Origin of the sequence: Sphingomonas sp. BK345 (genome assembly GCF_014193845.1) — a bacterium.
Classification (GTDB): Bacteria; Pseudomonadota; Alphaproteobacteria; order Sphingomonadales; family Sphingomonadaceae; genus Sphingomonas.
Genome location: NZ_JACHZX010000005.1, coordinates 62,306 through 82,162, shown reverse-complemented (window position 1 = coordinate 82,162; position 19,857 = coordinate 62,306). Strand labels below are relative to the sequence as shown.

11 protein-coding genes are annotated in these 19,857 nt (G+C 69.1%); 7 read left to right on the top strand and 4 right to left on the bottom strand.

The genetic code is table 11. From position 1 onward, the window contains the following. Positions 1 to 26: 26 nt before the first annotated feature. From FHY03_RS15610 to FHY03_RS15600, 3 genes are all read left to right on the top strand, one after another. Positions 27 to 1,133, top strand: coding sequence for an inositol-3-phosphate synthase (locus FHY03_RS15610; protein WP_132908946.1), 1,107 nt, complete (start codon positions 27 to 29; stop codon positions 1,131 to 1,133). 10 nt (positions 1,134 to 1,143) lie between these two features. Beyond that, a complete protein-coding gene (locus FHY03_RS15605; protein ID WP_183923535.1) occupies positions 1,144 to 1,866 on the top strand; it encodes an NTP transferase domain-containing protein in 723 nt (240 codons plus the stop codon). Positions 1,867 to 1,952: 86 nt separating this feature from the next. After that, the gene (locus FHY03_RS15600; protein ID WP_183923537.1) at positions 1,953 to 2,156 is read left to right on the top strand and encodes a hypothetical protein; all 204 of its coding nucleotides are present in this window, start codon (positions 1,953 to 1,955) and stop codon (positions 2,154 to 2,156) included. Between the two features lie 152 nt (positions 2,157 to 2,308). Here the strand turns inward: FHY03_RS15600 and FHY03_RS15595 are convergent, their stop codons facing one another. From FHY03_RS15595 to FHY03_RS15585, 3 genes are read right to left on the bottom strand one after another with little or no spacing between them, the layout of a single operon-like run. Further along, positions 2,309 to 3,802: an MFS transporter gene (locus FHY03_RS15595; RefSeq protein WP_183931631.1), complete on the bottom strand. Its 1,494-nt coding sequence runs from the start codon at positions 3,800 to 3,802 to the stop codon at positions 2,309 to 2,311. Beyond that, complete coding sequence (locus FHY03_RS15590) at positions 3,799 to 5,682, bottom strand: alpha-glucosidase family protein (RefSeq protein ID WP_183931630.1); 1,884 nt, start codon at positions 5,680 to 5,682, stop codon at positions 3,799 to 3,801. Before FHY03_RS15590 ends, FHY03_RS15595 begins: the two co-directional genes overlap by 4 nt. Beyond that, on the bottom strand, positions 5,679 to 7,478 hold the full coding sequence (locus FHY03_RS15585) for an alpha-amylase family glycosyl hydrolase (protein WP_183931629.1): 1,800 nt from the start codon (positions 7,476 to 7,478) through the stop codon (positions 5,679 to 5,681). The genes FHY03_RS15590 and FHY03_RS15585 overlap by 4 nt, the downstream gene beginning before the upstream one ends. Positions 7,479 to 7,983: 505 nt before the next feature. On the opposite strand from FHY03_RS15585, the gene FHY03_RS15580 reads away from it, so the two are divergent. Further along, positions 7,984 to 9,009, top strand: a complete 1,026-nt coding sequence (locus FHY03_RS15580; protein ID WP_183931628.1) for a LacI family DNA-binding transcriptional regulator — start codon at positions 7,984 to 7,986, stop codon at positions 9,007 to 9,009. 196 nt (positions 9,010 to 9,205) lie between these two features. Here FHY03_RS15580 and FHY03_RS20740 read toward each other — a convergent pair whose 3' ends face one another. Then, positions 9,206 to 10,420 (bottom strand): hypothetical protein, encoded by a 1,215-nt coding sequence (locus FHY03_RS20740; protein ID WP_221190262.1) that lies wholly within the window; start codon positions 10,418 to 10,420, stop codon positions 9,206 to 9,208. Between the two features lie 280 nt (positions 10,421 to 10,700). On the opposite strand from FHY03_RS20740, the gene rpoB reads away from it, so the two are divergent. The 3 genes from rpoB (at position 10,701) to FHY03_RS15560 (ending at position 19,769) form a co-directional block, all read left to right on the top strand. Next, the gene (rpoB, locus tag FHY03_RS15570) at positions 10,701 to 14,882 is read left to right on the top strand and encodes a DNA-directed RNA polymerase subunit beta (protein WP_183923551.1); all 4,182 of its coding nucleotides are present in this window, start codon (positions 10,701 to 10,703) and stop codon (positions 14,880 to 14,882) included. 160 nt (positions 14,883 to 15,042) lie between these two features. Further along, the gene (gene rpoC, locus FHY03_RS15565; protein WP_183931627.1) at positions 15,043 to 19,332 is read left to right on the top strand and encodes a DNA-directed RNA polymerase subunit beta'; all 4,290 of its coding nucleotides are present in this window, start codon (positions 15,043 to 15,045) and stop codon (positions 19,330 to 19,332) included. A gap of 164 nt (positions 19,333 to 19,496) precedes the next feature. Further along, entirely contained in the window at positions 19,497 to 19,769 is a 273-nt protein-coding gene (locus FHY03_RS15560; RefSeq protein WP_221190261.1) for a hypothetical protein, read from the top strand. The last annotated feature ends 88 nt before the right edge of the window (positions 19,770 to 19,857 follow it).

Here is a 19,857-nt window from a genome sequence, read left to right as displayed (position 1 = left end):
GGCTAGGGGCCGACAAGTGGGGTAGAATGGCTTCGATCAAGGTGGCGGTCATCGGGGTTGGGAACTGCGCGAGCAGCCTCGTGCAGGGCAAATACCACTATGCCGGCAGCAACACCGCCGCCGGTCTGATCCACGAGGAGATCGGCGGCTACAAGGTCGGCGACCTCGATTTCGTCGCGGCGTTCGACGTCGATTCGCGCAAGGTCGGGCTCGATCTCGGCGAGGCGATCTTCGCCAAACCGAACTGCACCAAGGTGTTCCACGCCGACGTGCCCAAGACCGGGACGATCGTGAAGATGGGCGCCAAGCTGGACGGCGTCGCGCCGCACATGCTCACCGCCGCCAACGACCGCGGCTTCGAGATCAACGACACGCGCGACGCGGAGAAGGCGGAGATCATCGCCGAGCTCAAGCGCACCGGCGCCGAGATCCTGGTCAACTTCCTGCCGGTCGGCAGCCAGGAGGCGACCGAATTCTACATGGAGTGCGCGCTCGAGGCAGGCCTCGGCGTGGTCAACTGCATGCCGGTGTTCATCGCCTCGCGCCCCGAGTGGGAGAAGAAGTTCGCCGACGCCGGCCTGCCGATCATCGGCGACGACGTGAAGGCGCAGGTTGGCGCGACGATCGTCCACCGCGTGCTGTCGAACCTGTTCGGCCAGCGCGGCGTGACGATTGATCACACCTACCAGCTCAATACCGGCGGCAACACCGACTTCATGAACATGCTCGACCGCAACCGGCTGGCGAGCAAGAAGGAGTCGAAGACCGAGGCGGTGCAGGCGGTGATCGCCGAGCGGCTGGCGGACGAGAACATCCACGTCGGTCCGTCGGACTACATCCCCTGGCTCGGCGACAACAAGCTGTGCTTCCTCCGGCTTGAGGGTGACCTGTTCGGCGGCGTGCCGATGAACCTCGAGCTGCGCCTGTCGGTCGAGGACTCGCCCAACTCGGCCGCGGTCGTGGTGGACGCGATCCGCTGCGTGAAGCTTGGTCTGGAGCGCGGCATCGCTGGCGCACTCGAGGGTCCGTCGGCCTTCTTCTGCAAGCACCCGCCGCAGCAGGTGACCGACGACGTGGCGGCCGCGATGACCAACGAGTTCATCCACGCCGACGCGCGCCTCGCCGCCGAGTAAGGCCCTCCCCTTGCACGCGCTCATCGTCGCGGCCGGCTACGGCAGCCGGCTGCGCGCGGTCTCTCCATCGAAGCCGCTGACGCTCGTGCAGGGCGTGCCGCTGATCGAGCGCGTGCTACGTGCCGCGCTCGACGGTGGCGTCACCGACGTGACGGTCGTCACCGGCCACGAGGGCGAGCGGCTGGAGCGTCACCTCGCCGTGGTAGCGGCGACGCTCAACGTGCCACTGCGCTGCGTGCGCACGCCCGACTGGTCGCTCGCCAATGGCCATTCGGTGCTGACCGGCGCCGAGGCGATCGGCCGGCGTCGCCACCTGCTGATGATGGCGGACCACCTGCTCGACCCGGCGCTGATCGCGCGCGTCGTCGCCGCGCCCGAGGCGGCGCTGACGCTCGGGATCGACCGCCGGCTCGACAATCCCCTAGTCGACCTCGACGACGTCACGCGGGTGCGTACGAGAGGCGATCGCATCGTTGCGATCGGCAAGCACCTGCCCGACTATGACTGCTACGACACCGGCGTGTTCGCGGTCGACGTGCGCTTTCATGACGCGCTGCGCGACTCGATCGCGGCCGGTGGCAGCGGCTCGATCTCGGCCGGGGTCGAGGCGCTGGCGGCGTGCGGCGAGGCGCGGGTGGTGGACGTCGGCGACGCCTGGTGGCTCGACGTCGATGACCCGCGCGCGCTCGACCAGGCCGAGGCGGCGCTCGCGGCGCATCCCCGCGCCGCCTGACAGCAAGAAAATGTAACCTCGATCAGCGGGAACGTGTCTGCCCGCTATGTCATTGCCAGCCGCGAGACCCGACGACGAGGATCGCGATGGACACGAACAAGCACGGCTTCTCCTACCGCAGCTTCGCCGGCTGGCCCGCGCTGCTGGCGATCGCGCTGCTGATCGCGACGGTGTTGTACCTCAACTACGGCCGCGATGCGTCGGCGACGCGGCTCAAGCCCGCCACCGGCACCGCGCGCGCGATGGCGCTGGCGGCGCAGGGCGGCGAGACGGCGCCCCAGCGGCCGTAGCGGAAGGCACTTCGAGACGAGGCGTCGACGCGCTCAGCCTTTCCCCAGCGCGAACGGCTGAGAAAGACAGCCTGGTGCCGCGGCATCCGTTCGCGCCGAGGAGGCGCTGAGCCCGTCGAAGCGTCGTCTCGAAGTACGTCTCGCGCGTCGCCTCACTCCACCCGCACCCGCAGCATCGCCAAGGCCGCCGCCAGCATCGTCGCGGCGGCGAAGGCCAGCGTCCAGATCGGCTCGGTCGGGAAGAAATGCTTGGTAATCGATCCCATCACCGTCGCCACCAGCAGCTGCGGCAGCACCACGAAGACGTTGAACAGCCCCATGTACACTCCGAGCTTGCGCTGCGGCAGCGCCGAGGCGAGGATCGCATAGGGCATCGCCAGGATGGTCGACCAGGCGATGCCGATCGCCACCTCGCTCAGCAGCAGCCAGCGCGCGTCGGGCACCACGAAGACGCTGGCGAAGCCGAGCGCACCGCAGCCGAGCCCGATCGCGTGGGTGCGCGCCTTGCCGACGCGCCGCGCCAGCCACGGCAGCAGCAGCAGCGCGGAGAGCGCCGCCACGCCGTTGTAGGCGGCGAACAGCACGTCGACCCAGTTGGCGCCCTCCTGATAGGCCGGGCTGGCCGCGTCGCGCGCGCCGTAGAAGGCACCGGTGACGACGGGGGTGGTGTTGATCCACATGATGAACAAAGCCGACCAGCTGAAGAACTGGACGAGCGCGAGCCGCTTCATCAGCGGCGGCATGCCCGCGAAATCGCCGACGAGATGCCCGAGCACGCCCGCTCTCCGCCCCCGCCGCGCGCGCCGGATGGCGACCAGGCTGGCGAGACCATAGCCGGCGAGCAGCGCGCCGAGCAGGTACATCTCCTTCTCCAGCCCGAGCGCGGCGACGAGCGCCACCACCGCCGCACCCGCGCCGAGCCAGGCCAGCGGAGCGCCGTCACCGCGCCCAGCGAGCGCGGCGTGGCTCTCGGCCTCGTCGGCGGCGCGCGCGCCGTCGAACGCCTCCATCTCCTCAGGCGAATATTCGCGCGTGGTCAGCACCGTCCACAGCACGCTCAGCAGCAGCGCGGCGCCGCCGGCCCAGAAAGCGACGCGGACCGAGTCGGGGATGACGCCCGGCGGCGCGACGTTCGACACGCCCGCCTGCTCGAGCAGCCAGGGGAAGATCGAGCCCACCACCGCGCCGGCGCCGATGAAGGCGGTCTGCACGCCGTAACCGGCGGCGTGCTGGTCGCGATCGAGCATGTCGCCGACGAAAGCGCGGAACGGCTCCATCGAGACGTTGAGCGAGGCGTCGAGCACCCATAGCATCAGCGCCGCAACGAGCAGCCCCGGGCTCAGCGGCATGATCAAGAGCGACAGCGCGGCGAGCAGCGCGCCGGCGAGGAAATAGGGCCGCCGCCGCCCGAACCGGCCCAGCCAGGTGCGGTCGCTGAGGTGGCCGATCACCGGCTGGACCAGCAGCCCGGTGAGCGGCGCGGCGACCCATAGCGCGGGCAGGTCGTCGAGCCGCGTGCCCAGCGACTGGAAGATGCGGCTCATGTTCGCGTTCTGCAGCGCGAAGCCGATCTGGATGCCGAAGAAGCCGAAGCTGATGTTGGCCAGCCCGGCGAGCGACTGGCGGCGGCGGCGCGGCTGGGTCATGCGCGGGAGGTCGCGCGGGGGGTGGAGCCAGGGATGGCGTCGGCGGTCGAGGCGGCAGCTGTGGTGACCTCGGCGAGCGGCGACCTCTCCCCTTCTCCCGTCCACCCCGGCGAACGCCGGGGTCCAGTTACGGACGGCACGCGAGATGGCGAAGCGTCCCCCAACTGGGCCCCGGCCTCCGCCGGGGCACCGATGGAGCGAGTGTCGCGCGCCTCGTCACCCGCGTGCCCCGACGCAGGCCGGGGCCCAGTTGCGGGCGGCACGTGAGAAGCGGTGCCGTCCCTCACCTCGATCCCGCCCCCCACCGGGACACGCAACGCCAGCAGCGCGCCATAGCCCTCAAAGCGCGTCCCGCTCACCCCGCTGGCCACCAGTGTCACGCCGTCGGGCAGCGTCAGCTCGCGCGGCTCGGCCGTCAGGTTGACCACGCACAGCAGCCGCTCGTCACCGGCGACTCGCTCGAACGCCACCACGCCCGGCCCCAGGTCGACGAACGCGATCGGTCCGACCCGCAACGCCGGATGCGCGCGGCGGAGCGCCAGCAGCCGCCGCGTCCAGTGCAGCAGCGAGCCCGCATCCGCCTCCTGCGCGTCCACCGCCAGCGCGCCGTGGTCCGCGCCGAACGGCAGCCACGGCGTCCCCGCGGTGAAGCCGTGCCCCGGCCCCTCCGCTCGCCACGGCATTGGCGTGCGCGCGCCGTCGCGGCTGAGCGTCAGCGGCCAATTGGCGATCGCCTCGGGGTCCTGGAGCAGCTCGAACGGCACCGCCACCTGGGTCAGCCCGAGTTCCTCGCCCTGGTAGAGGAAGATGTTGCCGCGCAGCCCCGCCAGCAGCACCATCTTGGCGCGGGCGAAGGCGTCGCGATGCTGGGGCAGCGCCCAGCGCGACACCGCGCGCGGCGCGTCGTGGTTCTCGAACGCCCAGCTCGGCCAGCCCTCGTCCGCGGCGCCGGGCCATTGCGCAAGCGCGGCGCGCACCAGCGCCGGGGTCAGCTGCTCGGCGTAGAGGAAGTCGAAGCCGTAGGCAGTGTCGAGCCGGCGCGGCGCGGTATAATCCTTGCGCACCCAGTCGCTCTCCTCGCCGCCGATCTCGGCCACGGTGAAGCGATCGGGATACTCGTCGGTCAGCGCGCGGATGCGCTCGACGAAAGGCAGCATGTCGGGCTGATCCTGACTGTGCTGCTTGAGCTGGAAGTCGAACGAGCGCGTCCGCGGCTTGTTCGAGGGCGGCGCGGGCGGGTTGTCGGTCAGCGCCGCGCTGCCCATCGCGTGGTTGATCGCGTCGAGCCGGAAGCCGTCGACCCCGCGCTCCAGCCAGAACCGCCCCACCGCCAGCAGCGCCTCCTGCACCGCCGGGTTCCGTACGTTGAGCTGGGGCTGTTCGCGCAGGAAGGTGTGGAGGTAATATTGCTGGCGCCGCGCGTCCCAGGTCCAGGCCGGGCCGCCGAACACCGACTGCCAGTTGTTGGGCGGCGAGCCGTCCTCCTTCGCATCCGCCCAGACGTACCAGTCGTGCTTGTCGCCGTCGCGGCGCTGGCGGCTCTGGCGGAACCAGGCATGCTGCTCCGAGGTGTGCGACCAGACCTGGTCGGTGATCACCTTCAGCCCCAGCGCGTGCGCGCGCGCGACCAGCGCGTCGAAGTCGGCGAGCGTGCCGAAGGTCGGGTCGACGTCGCAGTAATCGGCGACGTCATAGCCGAAGTCGCGCATCGGCGACGTGTAGAAGGGCGAGATCCAGATCGCGTCGACGCCGAGCGAGGCGACATGGTCCAGGTGCGCGGTGATGCCGCGCAGGTCGCCCACACCGTCGCCGTTCGCGTCGGCGAAGCTGCGCGGGTAGATCTGGTAGACGGCGGCGCCCTTCCACCACGGGTCGGTCATTCTGTCTCTCCGATAGCGCACACGGCATAGCCGAGCGGCGGCAAGGTCACACGCAGCGATCCGGGCGCGGCGGCGCGCGCGGCGCAGCCCGCGCCAGCGAGCGTGGCGGCGGTGGCACCGCGCAGGCCGATCTCGACCAGCCGGTCGATGGGCTGGGTAGAGGTGTTGAAGGCCAGCAGGATCTCGCGCCCGCTCGCCGGGTCGACGCGCGACACCGCGAGCAGCCCGGGCTTGTCCTCGCGCGCGCGCAACAGCGTCCGCCCCTCGCGCAGCGCCGGCTCGGCACGACGTACGCGCGCCAGCGCCGCGATCTGGCGGAACAGCGGGTTGTCGCGCCCGAAATGCGCGGTGGCGGTGGTGGTGCTGGTGCCGAGCAGGCGATTGTCATTGTAGCTGGCGACGCGGCTGGCGAACATATCCTCGCGCGCGTCCTGGTCGTTGCCGTCGCCGGTGAAGCCCTGCTCGTCGCCCGAGTAGATCGTCGGCACGCCGCGCAGGGTGAGCAGCATCGCGTTGGCGAGCTCGACCCGGCGCAGCACCTCGTCGTCGCTCGCCTGCGGGAAGCCCTGGCGAACGAAATAGGCGAAGCGGCCGTTGTCGTGGTTGCTGACGAAGGTGGGGAGCGTGCGCGCGGCCGCCTCGCCGCCATCGTACAAAGCGTCGCCGCGGATCAGCGTCTCGAACGCGTCGGTGCCGCGCTGTCCCGCCACCGTATCGAGCACCGCGCGGCGGAAGGCGAAGTCGAGCACCGCGGGCAATCTGTCGACGCGCGTGTGCACCGCGAGCGGGCCGGGGTCGAGCTGGTCGGCCGCCACCTCACCGAAGACGTGGAAGTTCGGGATTCCGCGCGCCTTCGCCCGCGCCTGGATCGCGGGGACGAACTGCTGCCAGAACTCGGGATTGACGTGGCGCGCGGTGTCGATGCGGAAGCCGTCCACGCCGAAGCGGTCGATCCAGCCGCCGAAGATCTCGATCATGCCGCTGACGACGCGCGGGTTCTCGGTCATCAGATCGTCCAGCCCGACGAAATCGCCCATGGTCGAGCTCTCGTTGCTGAACGTGCTGTTCCCGCGATTGTGGTAGAGCGTGACATCGTTGAGCCAGGCGGGCGACTTGGCTTTCTCCTCGCCCTTGGGCACAAACGGCGTGTAGGCGTAGCTGGGGTCGGTCAGGCGGGCGAAATTGGCGGCGCTCTGGTCCTGGTCACCGTCGAAGCCGGGATTGATCGCGGCGCCGCCGACGCCGCCGCGGCGCTGGTACGGATAGTCGGCACGACTGCGATAGGTGCAGTCGCCGCACTCGCGATATTGGATCACGTCGGCGGTGTGGTTGACGATGATGTCCATGTAGACCTTGATGCCGCGCGCGTGCGCGGCGTCGACCAGCGCCTTGAACTCGGCGTCGGTGCCGAGATGCGGGTCGACATGCTCGAAGTCGGTGATCCAATAGCCGTGATAGCCCGCGCTCTCCTGCCCCTTGGGGCCCTGCACTGGCTTGTTGCGGAAGATCGGCCCGACCCAGATCGCGGTCGCGCCGAGCGCCTCGACATAGTCGAGCCGGCGCGTCAGCCCCTTGAGGTCGCCGCCGTGATAGAAGCCCTTGGCGGCCGGGTCATAGCCGGTGACGAGCCGGTCGCCGCTGAGCCCGCCGCGGTCGTTGCTCGGATCGGCGTTGTCGAAGCGGTCGGGCAGCGCGAAGTAGATCACCTCGTCCTGCGGCAGACGCGCGCGCAGATCGGTCAGCGGGTCGGCGAGCGCGGGGGTGGCGGTGGTGAGCAGCGCGGCGAGGATGGTCATGACGGTGAGGGGACGAGCGCGAACGCTTGCGCTCCTAGCGTCATCCTGACCTCGTTTCAGGATCCACGGTCCCGCGAGCGCCGCCGCCACTGAGGACGCGGCATGGTGGATCCCGAAACAAGTTCGGGATGACGTCCAAGAGAACGGAGCGGCGGCGTACCCCTCTGACGGCGGCAGCGAGGACGGGGCGGTGCCGTCCGTCCCGCGCCACGCGCAGGAGGACGAAGCCGCCCTGGCCTCACCCGCGTTCCCGCGCAGGAGGGAACCCAGAGCCGCGAACATGCTGCTCTGTGGCTCTAGGCTCCCGCTTTCGCGGGAGCACACCTCCAGCGAAGATCCCGACACCACCATCCGCTCACCCTCCCCGTGCCGCGTCGGGACAGGCCGCGCGGTTCGCCGCCTGATGCGGCGCGGCGCTGCGCTTGACCAGCGCAGGGCATACGTATTCACAGCGCGGCGCCCGCGCGGTAGAAGATGCTCCCGCTGGAGAGACCGATCCGCCGCCATGGCGCTGTCCGACAAAGTCACCTCGTTCGACATCGCGGCGCTGGCCGGCGTCTCGCAGCCCACCGTGTCGCGCGCGCTGCGCGGCGACAAGACGGTGAGCGCGGCGACACGGCTTCGCATCGAGGCGATCGCGCGCCAGCTCAACTATAAGGTCGACCGCGCCGCCTCGTCGCTACGGAAAGGCGAGGCGCGCACGCTGGCGCTACTGTTCTTCGAAGACCCGCTGCCCGACGATTCGCACATCAACCCGTTCTTCCTGTCGATGCTGGGATCGATCCTCAAGACCTGCGCGCTGCGCGGCTATGACCTGCTCACCTCGTTCCAGCAGCTCTCCGCCGACTGGCACGTCGACTATGCCGATTCGCGGAAGGCCGACGGGCTGATCCTGCTCGGCTACGGCGACTGGCAGCTGTACCGCGCGCGCGTCGAGCAGCTGGTCGGGCAGAAGACTCGCTTCGTGCGCTACGGCTCGGTCGCGGCGAGCGGCGGGCTCGGCACGGTGATCGGCTGCGACAATCGCGCGGGCGGCGCCGCGGTCGGCCGCCACCTGATCGAGCGCAAGCGCCGCCGCGTCGCCTTCATCGGCGAGGCGAGCGACCATTATCCCGAGTTCCGCGACCGCTACCGCGGCCTCTCCGACGCGCTGCGCGAGGCCGGGCTCGCGGCGGACCCGGGGCTGCACGTCGACGCGCTATCGTCCGAACAGGCGGGCTATGAGGCGACGCAGCGGCTGATCGCGCGCGGCATCGGCTTCGACTCGCTGTTCGCCGCCTCCGACCTGATCGCGCTGGGCGCGCTGCGCGCGCTCGACGAGGCCGGGCTGGTGGTGCCGCGCGCAGTGTCGGTGGTCGGCTTCGACGACATTCCTGCGGCGAGCCTGACGCGCCCGCCGCTCACCACGGTGGCGCAGGATTACGCGCGGGCCGGCGCGGTGCTGGTCGACACTTTGGTGCGCCAGATCGCGGGCGAGCCAACCGATCACCTCACGCTGCCGGCGACCCTGGTGGTGCGCGCGTCGACCTGAGGCGGCAGGCGGTCGCGTCACGGGAGGACGCTGAGGACGACCGCCTGGCGGTGAGAGCTGCTCTTCCGGCAGCAAAGCGGTGACAATGCGGTCGATGGTGTTGCTTCACCGAGGTCCCGACATCCGTCCGTTGACACCCGCAGTTTGCGCGACACCGTTCACCTGCTGAAGCGCTGCGCTGTCGCGTCGCTCGGTCTCAGCGCATCACCGGCTCGCCGTGTGGCCGCGCGCCGAGCGTCTCGTGCATGCGCGCGGGGCCGTCGAGCCGGAAGGGCGCCAGCTTCGTCGCGCCGTCGCGCTCCACGCCCACCGCGAAGGCCGCCGCGCTCTGCGCCTCGCCCGCCCCGCTGGCATAGCGCAAGTCCACCGCCGCGACGGGCACGAACATCGCGTGCCCGCCCATGTCGATCGGCCGGATCGCAGCGCGTGGCAGCGTGAGCAGCAGCGGCAGCACGCGCGCCTCGCCCGGCGCGAGGAAGAAGGGCGCCGTCGCGGCACGCACGCGCGGTTCGGCAAAGAGTGCGTCGAGTTCGGCCTGCTGGTCGCGGTGGGCGCTCAGCAGCCGCGCGGTGACGTATATCGCCTCCGCCGGCGCATCACCCCTGTTGACGATCTCCAATTCGGCGTCGAGCGTCGCGGTGAGCAGGTTGATCCCGCCGCGGCGCGGGCGCAGCGCCACGGTGAGACGCGCACGCGGTGCAGCGACGGCGGGCGACGTTGGTAAGGAGTCGGTCGGCACGGGGGCGAGGGGTGGTACCGGATTCGAGGCGGGCGGCTGGTGCGCGCGCGCCTCCACCGTCGCCGAGGAGACCGCGACCTCATCGGCGTGGACGTCGCTCGATCCCTTGCGCCGCTGCCGCCGCCACAACAGCAGCGCGGCGCCGACCAGCAGGACGAGCGCACCCGCGATCAGCCAGTCGGCTCGCCACAGCGGTGCCGGCGGAGCGGAAGCGGGCGAAGGCACTGGAATGACGCCGCTCGCCGCGGCGCTAAGCGATGGCGTCGGCGACGGCGTGCCGACGGGAGCCGCGGCCGGCGATGTCACCGACGGACTGGACGCGGCGACCGGCGTCGCGACGACGGCCGGCGCACGTTCTGCCGGTGTCGCGATGCCGCGCGGGGTCGGCGTAGGCGCTTCGCGCGGCGTCGGACTCGCTCGCGGCGCCGGCGCGGGCGTCGCTCGCGCCGTCGGCGTCGGACGCGGCGTCGGCGCGACCCGGACCGGTGCGACCGCGGCTGGCACGCTCGGCGTGGCACCAGGACCCGGCGGCAGCGACCAGGAGATCGGCGGCGGGACTGCCGAATCGGCCGGCGGCACGGTGGTGACCGGCGCCGTTGTCGCCTGCTGCGCCGACGCGGGCAGGGCGAGCGGCAGCGAGGCCAGCAGGACGAGGAGGTTACGCGTGAACATCGCCGCACCCGCTACCGCGCTCACGGAGGAGGTCAACCGCCCTGCCCCGCGCCGCCGAGCCACCCCCGCCCGGTTGACGCTCCAACACGACGAGCCTATATCCCGGTCACTTCCTTCGATCTCGGGACATGGCACGCCGTCGCGCAGCGAGTCATACGTATGGGTCGAGGGGTTCAGGACGCTGAAGGTCGCCGTCTCCCGCCCGCCGGGATCAGACGCGCGGCCTTTCGCCGTTCGGTCCATGCGCCCGTATATTCTGGCTGACGAGGCACACGCTCCTATGGCAACCAAGGCGATCGACGCGGGCTCCGCGCGCTCCGACCGGCTCAGCGGCACGCGCAAGCGGCGCATCCGCAAGGTCTTCGGCAACATCCACGAAGTCGTGCAGATGCCGAACCTGATCGAGGTCCAGCGCGAGAGCTACGAGCAGTTCCTGCGCTCGGATCCCTCGATCGGCTATGTCTCGGGTCTCGAGAAGACGCTGCGCAGCGTGTTCCCGATCCGCGATTTCGCCGGCACCGCCGAGCTCGACTTCGTGACCTACGAGCTCGAGCCGCCGAAGTTCGACGTGGAGGAGTGCCGCCAGCGCGGTATCACCTATGCCGCGCCGATGCGCGTCACGTTGCGCCTGATCGTGTTCGAGGTGGATCCCGATACGGAGACCCGCTCGGTGCTCGATATCAAGGAGCAGGACGTCTACATGGGCGACATGCCGCTCATGACCGAGAACGGTACCTTCTTCATCAACGGCACCGAGCGCGTGATCGTGTCGCAAATGCACCGTTCGCCGGGCGTGCTGTTCGATCACGACCGCGGCAAGACGCACGCGAGCGGCAAGTATCTCTTCGCCGCGCGCGTCATCCCCTATCGCGGCTCGTGGCTTGACTTCGAGTTCGACGCCAAGGACATCGTCAACGTCCGCATCGACCGGAAGCGCAAGCTGCCGGTGACGGCGCTGCTGTACGCTCTGGGCCTCAACTCGGAGGAGATCCTCAACCACTTCTACAACCGCGTCACCTATGTGCGCGGCGAGGGTGGCTGGCAGATCCCGTTCGCGCCCGAGAACTGGCGCGGCGTGAAGCCGACGTTCGACCTGATCGACGCCGCCTCGGGCGAGGTGGTATTCGCCGCGGGCACCAAGGTGACCCCACGCGCCGCCAACAAGGCGGGCAAGGACGGGCTGCAGACGCTGCTGATCCCCACCGAGGAGATCTACGGCCGCTATTCCGCCTACGACCTGATCAACGAGAAGACCGGCGAGATCTACGTCGAGGCCGGTGACGAAATGGGGCCGGAAAGCCTCGAGAAGCTCGACAAGGCCGGGATCGACCGGATTGAGCTGCTCGACATCGACCATGTCACTACCGGTCCGTGGATCCGCAACACGCTCAAGGCCGACAAGGCCGAGGAGCGCGAGCAGGCGCTGTCCGACATCTATCGCGTGATGCGCCCCGGCGAGCCGCCGACGCTCGAGACCGCGGAATCGCTGTTCGCCGGCCTGTTCTTCGATCCGGACCGCTACGACCTGTCGGCGGTGGGCCGCGTGAAGCTAAACATGCGCCTCGACCTCGACGCCGAGGACACGGTGACGACGCTGCGCACCGAGGACATCCTCGCGGTGGTCAAGACGCTGGTCGACCTGAAGGACGGCAAGGGCGAGATCGACGACATCGACAATCTCGGCAACCGCCGCGTCCGCTCGGTCGGCGAGCTGCTCGAGAACCAGTATCGCGTCGGTCTGCTGCGCATGGAGCGCGCGGTGAAGGAGCGCATGTCGTCGGTCGACGTGTCGACGGTGATGCCGAACGACCTGATCAACGCCAAGCCCGCTGTCGCCGCGGTGCGCGAGTTCTTCGGTTCGTCGCAGCTGTCGCAGTTCATGGACCAGACCAACCCGCTCTCCGAGGTGACGCACAAGCGTCGCGTCTCGGCGCTCGGGCCGGGCGGTCTGACGCGTGAGCGCGCGGGCTTCGAGGTCCGCGACGTCCACCCGACGCACTATGGCCGCATCTGCCCGATCGAGACGCCGGAAGGCCCGAACATCGGTCTGATCAACTCGCTCGCGAGCTTCAGCCGCGTCAACAAGTATGGCTTCATCGAGACGCCGTACCGTAAGGTTGTCGACAACAAGGTCACCGGCGAGGTGGTCTATCTGTCGGCGATGGAAGAGGCCAAGCACACGATCGCGCAGGCCTCCGCCGACCTCGACGCGGACGGCCGGCTGACCGAGGAGCTGGTCTCCGCGCGTCAGGCGGGCGAGTTCCTGATGGCGCTGCCCGAGACGATCACGCTGATGGACGTCTCGCCCAAGCAGCTCGTGTCGGTCGCGGCCTCGCTGATCCCGTTCCTGGAGAACGACGACGCCAACCGCGCGCTGATGGGCTCGAACATGCAGCGCCAGGCGGTGCCGCTGGTCAAGGCCGAGGCGCCGTTCGTCGGCACCGGCATGGAGGAGACCGTCGCGCGCGATTCGGGCGCGGCGATCGCCGCCAAGCGCGCCGGCGTGGTCGACCAGGTCGACGCCAGCCGCATCGTGATCCGCGCTACGGGTGACGTCAGCGCGACCGAGTCGGGCGTCGACATCTACACGCTGATGAAGTTCCAGCGCTCGAACCAGTCGACCTGCATCAACCAGCGCCCGCTGGTGAAGGTGGGCGACGTGGTCAATGTCGGCGACGTGATCGCGGACGGCCCGTCGACCGAGTTCGGCGAGCTGGCGCTGGGCCGGAACGCGCTCGTCGCGTTCATGCCGTGGAACGGGTACAACTACGAGGATTCGATCCTCATCTCCGAGCGGATCGTGAAGGACGACGTGTTCACGTCGATCCACATCGACGAGTTCGAGGTGATGGCGCGCGACACCAAGCTCGGACCCGAGGACATCACCCGCGACATCCCGAACGTCGGCGAGGAGGCGCTGCGCAACCTCGACGAGGCGGGCATCGTCTACATCGGCGCCGAGGTGGAGCCGGGCGACATCCTGGTCGGCAAGATCACGCCCAAGGGCGAGAGCCCGATGACGCCGGAAGAGAAGCTGCTCCGCGCCATCTTCGGCGAGAAGGCCAGCGACGTGCGCGACACCTCGCTGCGCTTGCCGCCGGGCGTCGCCGGGACGATCGTCGACGTGCGCGTGTTCAATCGCCATGGCATCGACAAGGACGAGCGCGCGATGGCGATCGAGCGCGAGGAGATCGAGCGCCTGAAGAAGGACTCGGACGACGAGCGCACGATCCTCAACCGGGCGACGTGGAGCCGCCTGCGCGAGATGCTGCTTGACCAGGTCGCGACGGCGGTGCCGAAGGGCCTGAAGAAGGGCGCGACGATCGACATGGACCTGCTCGACAGCGTCGACCGCCACGAGTGGTGGAAGTTCGCGGTGCAGGACGACGCGGTCCAGGCCAATCTGGAAGCGGTCAAGGCGCAGTATGACGAGGCCGCCAAGAAGATCCGCGACAAGTTCGAGGATCGCCGCGAGAAGCTGGAGCGCGGCGACGAGCTGCCGCCGGGCGTGCTCAAGATGGTCAAGGTGTTCGTCGCGGTGAAGCGCAAGCTGCAGCCGGGCGACAAGATGGCCGGCCGCCACGGCAACAAGGGCGTGATTAGCCGCATCCTGCCGGTGGAGGACATGCCGTTCCTCGCCGACGGGACGCCGGTGGACCTCGTGCTCAACCCGCTGGGCGTGCCGTCGCGCATGAACGTCGGGCAGATCTTCGAGACCCACCTCGGCTGGGCCGCGCGCGGCCTGGGGCAGCAGATCTCGCATGCGCTGGAGGACTGGCGCGAGGCCAACCCCGACGCCACCGCGGGCGAGATGCCCGCGGCGGTGAAGGAGCGGCTCGAGACGGTCTATGGCGAGCACTACCTCGACGACATCCGCGCCCGCGACGGCAACGAGATCGTCGAGCTGGCGCAGAACCTGAAAGCGGGCGTGCCGATGGCGACCCCGGTGTTCGACGGCGCGGTGGAAGCCGATGTCGCCGAGATGCTGGAGCTCGCCGGCCTCGATCGCTCGGGCCAGTCGGACCTGTTCGACGGGCGCACCGGCGACCAGTTCGACCGCAAGGTGACGGTGGGCATCATCTACATGCTCAAGCTGCACCACCTCGTGGACGACAAGATCCACGCGCGCTCGATCGGGCCCTACTCGCTCGTCACCCAGCAGCCGCTGGGCGGCAAGGCGCAGTTCGGCGGCCAGCGCTTCGGCGAGATGGAGGTGTGGGCGCTCCAGGCCTATGGCGCCGCCTACACGCTGCAGGAGATGCTGACGGTGAAGTCCGACGACGTGGTCGGCCGCACCAAGGTCTACGAGGCGATCGTCAAGGGCGACGACACGTTCGAGGCCGGCATTCCCGAGAGCTTCAACGTGCTCGTCAAGGAGATGCGCTCGCTGGGTCTCAACGTCGATCTCAAGACGATGGACCTGGGCGTGGACGAGGACGGCGTCGCCATCGCGGCCGAGTGAGCAGATAACACCGTTCGTCCTGAGGAGCCGCTGAGCGAAGTCGAAGCGGCGTCCCGAGGGACTGAGGCCGGGCGTGCCCTTCGAGACGGGCCTTCGCCTCCGCTCAGTCCCTCCTCAGGGCGAACGGATGTGGTTTTTCCCTCCCTGTGAGGAAAGCAAGATGAACGAACTGACCAATTTCGCCAATCCGCTCGCCAAGCCGGAGACGTTCGACCAGATCCAGATCGGGATCGCGTCGCCGGACAAGATCCGCAGCTGGTCGTTCGGCGAGATCAAGAAGCCCGAGACGATCAACTATCGCACGTTCAAGCCCGAGCGTGACGGCCTGTTCTGCGCGCGCATCTTCGGTCCGATCAAGGATTACGAGTGCCTGTGCGGCAAGTACAAGCGCATGAAGTACAAGGGCATCGTCTGCGAGAAGTGCGGCGTCGAGGTGACCGTCTCGAAGGTCCGCCGCGAGCGCATGGGCCATATCGAGCTGGCCGCCCCGGTCGCGCACATCTGGTTCCTCAAGTCGCTGCCGTCGCGCATCGGCCTGCTGCTCGACATGCAGCTCAAGCAGCTCGAGCGCGTGCTGTACTTCGAGGCGTATATCGTGATCGAGCCTGGCCTGACCCCGCTCGAGAAGTATCAGCTGCTCACCGAGGACGAGCTGCTCGAGGCGCAGGACGAATATGGCGAGGACGCCTTCTCGGCCGGCATCGGCGCCGAGGCCGTCCGCATCATGCTCGAGAGCCTCGACCTCGAGGGTGAGAAGGTCGCGCTGCTCGAGGAGCTGGCGACGACCAAGTCCGAGCTGAAGCCGAAGAAGATCATCAAGCGGCTCAAGGTCGTCGAGTCCTTCCTTGAGTCCGGCAATCGGCCCGAGTGGATGATCCTCGAGGTCGTGCCGGTGATCCCGCCCGAGCTGCGCCCGCTGGTGCCGCTCGACGGCGGCCGCTTCGCGACGTCGGATCTCAACGACCTGTACCGCCGCGTCATCAACCGCAACAACCGCCTCAAGCGCCTCATGGAGCTGCGCGCGCCGGACATCATCGTCCGCAACGAGAAGCGCATGCTGCAGGAGGCAGTCGACGCTCTGTTCGACAATGGCCGTCGCGGCCGGACGATCACGGGCGCCAACAAGCGTCCGCTGAAGTCGCTGTCCGACATGCTCAAGGGCAAGCAGGGCCGCTTCCGCCAGAACCTGCTCGGCAAGCGCGTCGACTATTCGGGCCGTTCGGTGATCGTGACCGGTCCCGAGCTCAAGCTGCACCAGTGCGGCCTGCCCAAGAAGATGGCGCTCGAGCTGTTCAAGCCGTTCATCTACGCGCGCCTCGACGCCAAGGGCCTGAGCATGACGCTCAAGCAGGCGAAGAAGTGGGTCGAGAAGGAGCGCAAGGAAGTCTGGGACATCCTGGACGAGGTGATCCGCGAGCATCCGGTGCTGCTCAACCGCGCGCCGACGCTCCACCGGCTCGGCATCCAGGCGTTCGAGCCGGTGCTGATCGAGGGCAAGGCGATCCAGCTCCACCCGCTGGTCTGCTCCGCGTTCAACGCCGACTTCGACGGCGACCAGATGGCAGTGCACGTCCCGCTGTCGCTGGAAGCGCAGCTGGAAGCGCGTGTGCTGATGATGTCGACCAACAACATCCTCAGCCCGGCCAACGGCAAGCCGATCATCGTGCCCTCGCAGGACATGGTGCTGGGCCTCTATTACCTGTCGATGGAGAAGCAGGGCGAGCCCGGCGAGGGCATGCTGCTCGGCGACATGGCCGAGGTGCACCAGGCGCTCTACGCCGGCGCGGTGACGCTCCACTCGAAGATCATCAGCCGCGTGCCGCAGACCGACGAGAACGGTAAGCAGTATCTCAAGCGCTTCGAGACGACGCCGGGCCGCATGCTGCTGGGCGAGACGCTGCCGAAGAGCCACAAGGTGCCCTTCGACGTCGTCAACCGGCTGCTGACCAAGAAGGACGTCGGCGACGTCATCGACGAGGTGTATCGCCACACCGGCCAGAAGGAGACGGTGCTGTTCGCCGACGCGATCATGTCGCTCGGCTTCCGCCACGCGTTCCGCGCCGGCATCTCGTTCGGCAAGGATGACATGATCATCCCGGGCGACAAGGAGCAGCTGGTCGACGAGACGCGCGACCAGGTGAAGGACTATGAGCAGCAGTATCAGGACGGCCTGATCACGCAGCAGGAGAAGTACAACAAGGTGATCGACGCCTGGAGCCGCTGCGGCGACCAGGTGGCGGCCTCGATGATGAACGAGATCAAGGCGGTCAAGGTCGATCCGGAGACGGGCCGCGAGAAGCCGATCAACTCGATCTACATGATGGCGCACTCGGGTGCGCGTGGCTCGCAGGCGCAGATCAAGCAGCTCGCGGGTATGCGCGGCCTGATGGCCAAGCCGTCGGGCGAGATCATCGAGACGCCGATCATCTCGAACTTCAAGGAAGGCCTGACCGTCCTCGAATATTTCAACTCGACCCACGGCGCCCGTAAGGGCCTGGCGGACACCGCGTTGAAGACCGCCAACTCGGGCTATCTCACCCGCCGCCTCGTCGACGTGTCGCAGGACTGCGTCATCATCGAGGAGGATTGCGGCACCGAGCGCGCGCTCGAGATGAAGGCGATCGTCCAGGGCGGCTCGACGATCGCGTCGCTCGGCGAGCGCATCCTCGGCCGCACCACGGCCGAGGACGTGGTCGACGCCAAGACGGGCAAGGTGGTGATCCCGGTCGGCACCCTGCTCGACGAGCCGATGGTCGCTCAGATCGAGGCGCTGGGCATCCCGGCGATGAAGATCCGCTCGCCGCTGGTCTGCGAGAGCAAGGTCGGCGTCTGCGGCAAGTGCTACGGGCGTGATCTCGCGCGCGGCACCCCGGTCAACATCGGCGAGGCGGTCGGCGTGATCGCGGCGCAGTCGATCGGTGAGCCGGGCACGCAGCTGACGATGCGGACCTTCCACATCGGCGGCGCGGCGCAGCTCAACGAGCAGTCGAACCTTGAGGCGCCGGTCGACGGCACCGTCGAGTTCCGCGACGTGCGCGTGATCGAGGACCAGCGCGGCCGTCGCGTCGTGCTCAGCCGCTCGGCCGAGATCGCGATCGTCGACATGGACGGGCGCGAGCTGGCGGTGCACAAGATCCCGTACGGCGCGTACGTGATGTTCGACGACGGCCATATCGTTTCCAAGGGCGACCGTATGGCCGAGTGGGATCCGTTCACCATGCCGGTGATCACGGAGACCGGCGGTACCGTGAAGTTCCAGGACCTGATCGAGGGCAAGACGCTCACCGAGCAGGTCGACGAGGCGACCGGTATCGCGCAGCGCGTGGTCACCGAATATCGCGCGACCACCAAGTCGAAGGAGGATCTGCGCCCGCGCATGACCCTGCTCGACGAGGGCTCGGGCGAGGCGGCGCGCTACCTGCTGGCGCCGGGCGCGGTGCTGTCGGTGGAGGACAATGCGACGGTGCAGGCGGGCGACGTGCTCGCGCGTGTCGCGCGCGAATCCGCCAAGACGCGCGACATCACCGGCGGTCTGCCGCGCGTCGCTGAGCTGTTCGAGGCGCGCAAGCCCAAGGAGAACGCGATCATCGCCAAGGTCTCTGGCCGCGTCGTGTTCGGCAAGGACTACAAGGCCAAGCGCAAGATCGGCATCCAGCCCGAGGACGGCGGCGAGGTCGTCGAGTATCTCGTGCCCAAGTCGAAGGTGATCGACGTTCAGGAAGGCGACTACGTCAAGCGTGGCGACAACCTGATCGGCGGCAGCCCCGACCCGCACGACATCCTTGAGGTACTCGGCATCGAGCCGCTGGCGGAATATCTCGTGTCGGAGATTCAGGAGGTCTATCGTCTCCAGGGCGTGAAGATCAACGACAAGCACATCGAGACGATCGTCCGCCAGATGCTTCAGAAGGTCGAGATCATCGAGAGCGGCGATACCACGCTGCTGGTCGGTGAGCAGGTCGACCGCGAGGAGATGGACGCGATCAACGAGAAGCTGGAGGACGGTCAGGCGCGCGCCGCGGGCAAGCCGATCCTGCTGGGCATCACCAAGGCGTCGCTGCAGACCCGCAGCTTCATCTCGGCGGCGTCGTTCCAGGAGACCACCCGCGTCCTCACCGAGGCGGCGGTCCAGGGCAAGCAGGACACGCTGATGGGCCTGAAGGAGAACGTGATCGTCGGCCGGCTGATCCCGGCGGGCACCGGCGCGGGCATGAACCGCCTGCGCGTGGCAGCCTCGTCGCGTGACGCCGCGCTGCGCGTCCAGCAGCGCAAGCTGCAGGAGGCGATGATCGCGGCGGGCTCGGCCGGCACGGCGTCGCAGACGCGCGCCGCCGAGGAGAAGCGCAGCCCGCGCGACGATGCCGGCACCGGCAGCGATCCGCTGGCGGCGGTGGTGCCCTCGGGCACCGGTACCGACGCCGACGCGGGTGAGTATCTCAACGAGCAGTGAGACGAGACGGGCGGCGCCGCGCGCCGCCCGCCGCCCGCCGCCCGCCGACCTGATCGAGCCGCCGCCCGGGATGCCGGGCGGCGGCTTCTTTTTTATGCCCCGTCGCGGCGGCGCCACGGCGGAGCGTCCTAAGATGAGAGGGTTATCCCTGACGGAGCCCGCGCGTGATCGACCAGCCCCGCCCCTCGCGCCCCGAGGACGTGCTCGCCGACGGCGTCGATCACGCCGAGATCGACGGGATTCCCGCGCGCAAGGGCACCGTCGCCGCCTTCCTCCGCAACGCGCGTCGCTGGGCCGAGCCGGATATCGCACCGTCCGAACGCGCGCTGTTGACGAGCGCGATCGCCGGGGCGGTGCCGGTGCTCCGCGCGCTTGGCCTGTTTGAGGTGCTCGAGGTGCGCGATCCCGCGCTGCGCGCGCTGATCGACGCTTGCTGAGCCATGCCCGGCCGGCGCGGTCACGCGGCGCGGCGGCCGCCGCCCGCGCCGGAGCCCCGGGACACGCCAGCGCCGCCCGTTAGGCAGC